Origin of the sequence: Candidatus Poriferisocius sp. (genome assembly GCF_965214065.1) — a bacterium.
Classification (GTDB): domain Bacteria; phylum Actinomycetota; class Acidimicrobiia; order Acidimicrobiales; family Bin134; genus Poriferisocius.
This window is the reverse complement of record NZ_CBDCAT010000026.1, coordinates 410,272-417,254: the sequence shown is the minus strand read 5'-3', so window position 1 is coordinate 417,254 and position 6,983 is coordinate 410,272. Positions and strand designations below refer to the sequence as shown.

Below are 6,983 nucleotides of genomic sequence, written 5' to 3'. Positions count from 1 at the left end.
TTGGGTTTTTGGCTTTGGTATGGTGGGTCAAAGCTTCCCCTCGTGTGATCCTCCAAGCGGAGGGGAGGGATTGATGAACGAGATAGTTCAAAACGCCATGATCGGCCTGTTCGGAGCGGGTTTTCTGGGGATTCTGTTCCACCATTTGCGCGACATGTCTGCCAGGCTTTCCAGCCTGGAGACGACGGTCAAGTCCATGGACACCAAGTTCACCGGGGCGATCAAGGACTCGGAAACCAAGTTCACCGGGGCGATCAAGGACTCGGAAACCAAGTTCACCGGGGCGATCAAGGACTTGGAGATCCGGATGGACACCAAGTTCAAAGAGCACGGCGAGCGATTGGCCCGAATCGAGGCGAAACTCGAGATCGACCCACCCGCCGAAGCGGCCTAGCCCCCTTCGTTCTTCGGCATAATCCAGCTATCCGGACAGCACCGGCCTTCTGTTGATCCCCGAATTAGCGCTGGGTGATGGGGATGTAGTTGCGTTCTTGGGCGCCGGTGTAGACCTGGCGGGGTCGGGCGATGCGGCTGTCTTGTTCTAGGAGCTCTACCCAGTGGGCCAGCCAGCCGGCGGTGCGGGCGATGGCGAACAGCACGGTGAACATCTCGGTGGGGAAGCCCATCGACTGGTAGATCAGCCCGGAGTAGAAGTCCACGTTGGGGTACAGCCGGCGGCTCACGAAGTAGTCGTCGGCCAGGGCCAGCTCTTCGAGCTTCAGGGCGATGTCTAGCAGCGGGTTGGAGCCGGTGACCTCGAACACGTCGTAGGCGGCTTCTTTGATGATGCGGGCCCGGGGGTCGTAGTTCTTGTACACCCGGTGGCCGAACCCCATCAGGCGGGTCTCGCCGGCCTTGACCGCCTTGATGAAGGGGTCGATGTTCTCGTAGCCGCCTATCTCGTTGAGCATCTCCATGACGGCCTGGTTGGCCCCGCCGTGGCGGGGTCCGTAGAGGGCGCAGGCCGCAGCGGAGATAACCGAGTAGGGGTCGGTGTGGGCGCTGCCCGCCACCCGGGCCGTGCTGGTAGAGCAGTTCTGCCCGTGGTCGGCGTGGGTGATGAGGAGCAAATCGAGCGCCCGTCGGAAGGTTGGCTCGCATTGGTACTTGGGCTCGGCGACTTTGAACATCATCGACAAGAAGTTGGTGGCGAAGTCCAAGTCGTTGTCGGGGTAGACGAACGGCATGCCGGTGTTGAATCGGGCGCCGGCGGCGGCCACGGTGGGCACCTTGGCGATGAGCCGCACGATCTGGTGCATGCGGTTCTCGGGGTCCTCGATGTCTTTGGCCTCGGGGTAGAAGGTGGAAAGGGCGGCGATGGTGGAGACGAACATGCCCATGGGGTGGGCGTCGTGGAGGAACGACTCCATGAACCGCTTGCGGAAGCGCTCATGGATAAAGGTGTGATGGGTGATCTCATCCACCCATTGGTCGTATTCGGCTGGTGTGGGCAACTCTCCGTGCAACAGCAGGTAGGCAACCTCCAGATAGGTGGAGTGCTCGGCAAGCTGCTCGATGGGGTAGCCCCGGTAGCGCAGGATCCCGTTCTCGCCGTCCACTTCGCTGACTGCGCTGGTGGTGGCCGCGGTGGTGCTGAAGGAGGGGTCGAGGAACCACACGTTGGGGAGCAGTTTTCGCCAGGCTGTGGCATCCACACCGCCGTCGACAATCGGTACCTCTATTGACTCACCGGTCCGATTGTCGGTGATCGTTATGGACTCAGGCACGCACGGCTCCTTTCGCTGCTCCCTCTGGCGCTGCCGCAGCATACCCCAGGCAGCCCCGGTCGCTCCCAGAGAAGGGGCTCCTGCTGCTCAAAGAGGGGTGTTGTCGTGGCGGCGGCGGGGGAGGGACTCCCGTTTGGACTCCAGCAGCTCCAGGGCCGCAGCCACCTCGGCCCGGGTGTCTGCCGGGTCGATCACCGCGTCGACGGAACCCCGTTCCGCCGCGATGTAGGGGTTCAGGTATCGGTCTTCGTAGGCGGCTTCCAGCTCGGCCCGCTCGGTGGGGCTGGCTCCTCGGTTGACGATCTCCACTGCGCCCCGGGCGCCCATCACCGCGATCTCGGCCGAGGGCCAGGCTAGGGCGATGTCGTTGCCCATGTGCCGGGAATCCATCACGATGTAGGCCCCGCCGTAGGACTTCCGCAGGGTCACGTTCACCCGGCCCACCGTGGCCCGGGCGTAGGCGAAGGCCAGCTGGGCGCCGTGGCGGATGATGCCCCGCCACTCCAGGTCCTTTCCCGGTTGAAAGCCGGAGGTGTCCACGAAGGTGACCAGCGGCAGGTTGAAGGCGTCGCAGAACGACACGAACCGGGCCCCCTTCTGGCTGCACGCGATGTCGAGGGTTCCGGCCAGGCTCTGGGGCTGGTTGGCCAAGATCCCCACCGGGCGCCCGACCACGGTGGCGAAGGCGCACACCAGGTTGGTGGCCCAGTCGGCCTTGTACTCCAGCAGATCGCCGTCGTCGGCCACCGCCCGGGCCACGTCCCGCACGTCGTAGCTGCCCAGCGTCGATTCGGGCAGAAGATCGCACAGCTCAGGGGTGGGGCGATCGGCGGGGTCGTGAATGGCCCATCGGGGGGGCAGCTCGTCGGCGTGGGCGGGCAGCAGGCTCAACAGCGTCCCCACCAAGTCGTCGGCTGCTTGTTTGTCCTCTACCAAGAAGGCGGCCACCCCGCTGCGACGGGACAGCTGGCCTGCTCCTCCCAGGGTCTGGTTGCTGATCACCTCTCCGGTGAACTGGGTGACCATGCGGGGGCCGGAAACGAAGGCGTAGCTGTCCTCGGTGGCGATGGCGATGTCGGCCAGGCCCAGCAGCAGGGCCGGTCCCGACACTGCCGGGCCGGTGGCGCAGAAGATTGTGGGCACCTGGCCCGAGCAGCTCACCACCGCCTTGGCCACCCGGCCCCAGCCCATGGTGGCGGCGATGCCCGAGTCGATTTCGGCTCCCGACGAGGCGAGGAACCCCACCAGGGGTATCCGCCGCAATAGGGCCTCGTGGGCGGCCCGCTCCAGGGTCTCGCTGTCGGCCGGGCTGAGCGCCCCCCGGTCGACATCGTTGTCCTCCACGTCGAAGACCACGCAATCCCGGCCGTCGTAGGACTCCAGCCATGCTCGTGCTGTTCCCGATGACCCGGCCCGCAGCGGGACCCGGTCGGGCCGGTTTCCGGTGGCAGTCATGGCATCAGTCATGGATAGGGTCAGTCTCGCGCGCCGGCATCAACTCGGATATACCCCGGCTTGGTCGTAGCCGTGGGTGCCAACCACCTCGAAGATCACTTCTCGCACTGCCCGGGTGACCGCTGAGGGCGCCACCCGGCGGCTGACGATCAGGCCCACCGAGCGTCGCACCAGCCCGGTTATGGGGATGCGGCGCCACGGGCCGTCGTCGGGCGCGGCGGTGGCCGGGAGAATGGCGGCGCCGAACCCGGTGAGCACCAGGGCGGCGATCATCCTCATGCCATCGATCTCGGCCCGGGTGGTGAGCTCCACCCCCTGGTTCTTGAGCTCGGAGTCGATCTCATCTCGAAAGGCCGTTCCCGGCGGAGGCAGCAGCAGCTCATGGCGGCTCAGCTCGGCCGGGGTAACCGCAGATTTGCGGGCCAGCGGATGATCGGGCGGCGCGATGAGCAGGCGGTCCTCCTCGAACAGCTCCTCGGCCCGAATCTCGGGATCGCGCAGGGGCAGGTTGACCACCGCGCTGTGGAGGTCTCCGGCCACCACTTGGGGGAGCAGGCTGGTGGTGGTGGCGGTCAGAATCTCGAGCCGCACGTTGGGGTACCTGGCCTCCAAAGCGGGTAGCACGATGGGGATAAGCCAGCGGGCGGTGGAGTCGATGGTGCCCAGGCGGGTGACCCCGGAGATGTCGTCGCGCATGGCGGCCATGTCGTCGGCGATGGCATCGGTCTCGGCCTTGATGCGCCGGGCCCGGGCCACCACCGCCTCGCCCTCCTCGGTGAGGGTGCCGGCGTCGCGGTCCACCAGGCGGGCGCCCAGCTCCTCCTCCAGGCGGGCGATGTGCTTTGACACATTGGACTGCACGGTGTGCAGCGACCGGGCCGCGCTGGAGAAAGTCTTGTGCTGGGCGATGGCCAAGAGGGCATCGAGCTGGCGGATGTCCATAGTCTCAGATCTACGGCTGGCAGTAGGAGCCGATGTCCACGGGTCAGCAGCCGCCGGGCTCGTTCAGCCCTTGGTCCGCTGGCGGATCAGGTTCAGCGCGCTGCCCGCCCGGAACCACTCGATCTGGTCGTGCGACAGGGTGTGCTCAGCGGTGATCTCTATGGACGTCCCGTCGGGCTTGGTCGTTCGCACCCTCACCGGGGCACCGGGGGCGAGTTCGGCCAGGCCCAGGATCGAGATGCGGTCGTCCTCGCCGATGCGGTCATAGTCGTCGGGGTCGGCGAAGGTCAGGGCCAAAACGCCCTGTTTTTTGAGGTTGGTCTCGTGGATGCGGGCGAACGACCGGGCGATCACCGCCGCGCACCCCCTGAAGCGGGGCTCCATGGCGGCGTGCTCTCGCGACGAGCCCTCGCCGATATTTTGATCGCCCACCACCACCCAGCGCTGGCTTGCCGCGTGGTAGGCGGCGGCCACGTCGGGGAACGACCCGGTGGCGCCGTCGATCTGGTTCTTGCCCTCGCCGACCGCCCCGGTGAAGGCGTTCACCGCTCCCAGGTAGAGGTTGCCCGAGATGTTCTCCAGGTGCCCCCGATAGCGCAGCCACGGCCCGGCCATGGAGATGTGGTCGGTGGTGCACTTGCCCTGGGCTTTGAGCAGCACGGGCAGGCCGTGGAAGTCCTCGCCGTCCCAGGCGGCGAACGGCTCGAGCACCTGGAGCCGCTCGGAGTCGGGCGACACCCGCACGTCCACCCCGCTGCCATCGGTGGGTGGGGCCAAGAACCCGCTGGCGCCGGGGTCGAAACCCTGGTCGGGCAGCTCGGTGCCCGGGCCCACCATCAGTGCCACCTCGGTGTCGTCGGGGGCGGTGATGGTGTCTGTGGCCGGGTCGAAGTCGAGCGTGCCGGCCAGGGCCAGCGCCACCACCGTCTCCGGCGAGGTCACAAAGGCGTTGGTGGAGGCGTAGCCGTCGTTGCGCTTGGGGAAGTTGCGGTTGTAGCTGGTGACGATGCTGTTGGGGGTGCCGTCGGCCACGTCGTCGCGGTTCCACTGGCCGATGCACGGCCCGCAGGCGTTGGCCAAAACGGTGGCCCCGATGGCCTCGAGGTCGGCCAGCAGGCCGTCTCGCTCGATGGTGGCCCGCACCTGCTCGGAGCCGGGGGTGACCATCAGCGGCGACTTGGCGGTGAGCCCGTGGGCCGCGGCGTGGCGGGCGATGCTGGCCGCCCGGGTGATGTCCTCATAGCTGGAGTTGGTGCAAGACCCCACCAGAGCAGCGCTCACCTCCAGGGGCCAGCCGTTCAGCTTGGCCTCGGCCCCTAGCTCGGCCACCGGGCGGGCCCGGTCGGGGGTGTGGGGGCCGTTGATGTGGGGACCCAGCTTGGACAGGTCGATCTCCACCACCCGGTCGAAGTAACCGCCGGGGTTGGCCAGCACGGCGTCGTCGGCCCGCAGGTCGTGGGCGACGTCGTTGGCCGCGTCGGCCACGGCCTCCCGTCCGGTGGCTTTGAGGTAGCGGGCGATGGCGTCGTCGTAGGCGAACAGCGAGGTGGTTGCGCCGATCTCGGCGCCCATGTTGCAGATGGTGGCCTTGCCGGTGGCCGACAGCGAGTGGGCGCCCGGCCCGAAGTACTCCACGATGGCCCCGGTGCCGCCGGCCACCGTCAAGATCTCGGCCACCTTCAAGATCACGTCTTTTGGGGCGGCCCAGCCGTCGAGTTCTCCGATGAGGTGTACGCCGATGAGCTTGGGCCAGCGCACGTTCCACGGGAATCCGGTCATCACGTCCACCGCGTCAGCCCCGCCCACGCCAACCGCCACCATGGCCAGGCCGCCGGCGTTGGGGGTGTGGCTGTCGGTTCCGATCATCATGCCGCCGGGGAAGGCGTATTGCTCCAGCACCACCTGGTGGATGATCCCCGACCCCGGCTTCCAGAATCCGGCCCCGTAGCGGGCGCACACCGACTCCAAGAAGTCGTATACCTCCTCGTTGTTGTCGAGGGCGGCGGCTAGGTCGCGCTGGGCGTCTAGGCGGGCCGATATGAGGTGGTCGCAGTGGGTGGTGGTGGGCACCTGCACCTCGTCGAGCCCGGCGGTCATGAACTGGAGCCACGCCATCTGGGCGGTGGCGTCCTGCATGGCCACCCGATCGGGCCGCAGGTCCACGTAGGTGGCCCCTCGCTCGGGGGTGGCTGTCGGGTCGTTGAGGTGGTTGACCAGGATTTTCTCGGCCAGAGTCAGTTCTCGTCCAAAGCGCTCCCGGGCGGCGTCAACCCGCTCGTCCAGGGTGGCGTAAACGTTTTCGATCAGTTCTATAGGGGTGGAGGCGGCTACCGGCATACTTCCGATTCTACGGGCTTATCAGCAATGTGGCCTTGTCGCGGACTAGCTGTCCGAGCGGTTCAGCTAGTGGTGTGCGGGATTCGGGGTAGCATCGTTCTATCCCGGTAAGGCTACGCATGCAGGAGGGAGCAGACCATGAAGACGATGAGCGTTGATGACGGTTTGTACGGTGCCCTTGAAGCAGCATCCAATCGCGACGGCAGGCCCATTGAGGAGTTGGTGGCCGAAGCCATTGCTTCCTGGCTGGGAGATGCGACGCTGGATGAGGCCGACCAAGCGGCAATTGAAGCAGCCCGCCGCGAAGCAGCCGAGCAGGGTGGAGTGGAGTTCGAGGACTTCTTCGACAAGCTTCCCCAGGCTTGAGACTGACTTTAGGCGTTGTACCGGGTTGAACTTTCTCCTGCCGCCCAGCGTCAGGCGCGAAGACTCGCTCCGGAGGCCGCTAGGCGAGTGCCCGTATCGGGACTTGTGATTGGCCAGCCAGTCCTAGCCGCTCTGGGCATGCAGGTGCGCGATCAC

At 66.6% G+C, this 6,983-nt stretch carries 6 protein-coding genes; 2 read left to right on the top strand and 4 right to left on the bottom strand.

Features of this window, described 5'->3' with window-relative positions; translation table 11 throughout:
• Positions 1–73 precede the first annotated feature (73 nt).
• Complete coding sequence (locus ACOOGG_RS06220) at positions 74–394, top strand: hypothetical protein (RefSeq protein WP_420433372.1); 321 nt, start codon at positions 74–76, stop codon at positions 392–394.
• 64 nt (positions 395–458) lie between these two features.
• Here ACOOGG_RS06220 and ACOOGG_RS06215 read toward each other — a convergent pair whose 3' ends face one another.
• From ACOOGG_RS06215 to ACOOGG_RS06200, 4 genes are all read right to left on the bottom strand, one after another.
• A complete protein-coding gene (locus tag ACOOGG_RS06215) occupies positions 459–1,727 on the bottom strand; it encodes a citrate synthase (RefSeq protein WP_420433370.1) in 1,269 nt (422 codons plus the stop codon).
• Positions 1,728–1,814: 87 nt separating this feature from the next.
• Entirely contained in the window at positions 1,815–3,194 is a 1,380-nt protein-coding gene (locus tag ACOOGG_RS06210; RefSeq protein WP_420433368.1) for an acyl-CoA carboxylase subunit beta, read from the bottom strand.
• A gap of 27 nt (positions 3,195–3,221) precedes the next feature.
• Positions 3,222–4,124: a LysR family transcriptional regulator gene (locus ACOOGG_RS06205; RefSeq protein WP_420433366.1), complete on the bottom strand. Its 903-nt coding sequence runs from the start codon at positions 4,122–4,124 to the stop codon at positions 3,222–3,224.
• A 63-nt stretch (positions 4,125–4,187) separates the two neighbouring features.
• A complete protein-coding gene (locus ACOOGG_RS06200) occupies positions 4,188–6,461 on the bottom strand; it encodes an aconitate hydratase (RefSeq protein WP_420433364.1) in 2,274 nt (757 codons plus the stop codon).
• A 147-nt stretch (positions 6,462–6,608) separates the two neighbouring features.
• On the opposite strand from ACOOGG_RS06200, the gene ACOOGG_RS06195 reads away from it, so the two are divergent.
• On the top strand, positions 6,609–6,827 hold the full coding sequence (locus ACOOGG_RS06195) for a hypothetical protein (protein ID WP_420433362.1): 219 nt from the start codon (positions 6,609–6,611) through the stop codon (positions 6,825–6,827).
• Positions 6,828–6,983 lie beyond the last annotated feature (156 nt).

Bases quoted from the DNA above. Each gene is read 5' to 3' on its own strand.
- ACOOGG_RS06220 (WP_420433372.1), top strand. From the start codon at position 74: ATGAACGAGATAGTTCAAAACGCCATGATCGGCCTGTTCGGAGCGGGT.
- ACOOGG_RS06195 (WP_420433362.1), top strand. From the start codon at position 6,609: ATGAGCGTTGATGACGGTTTGTACGGTGCCCTTGAAGCAGCATCCAAT.
- ACOOGG_RS06210 (WP_420433368.1), bottom strand. From the start codon at position 3,194: ATGACTGATGCCATGACTGCCACCGGAAACCGGCCCGACCGGGTCCCG.
- ACOOGG_RS06200 (WP_420433364.1), bottom strand. From the start codon at position 6,461: ATGCCGGTAGCCGCCTCCACCCCTATAGAACTGATCGAAAACGTTTAC.
- ACOOGG_RS06205 (WP_420433366.1), bottom strand. From the start codon at position 4,124: ATGGACATCCGCCAGCTCGATGCCCTCTTGGCCATCGCCCAGCACAAG.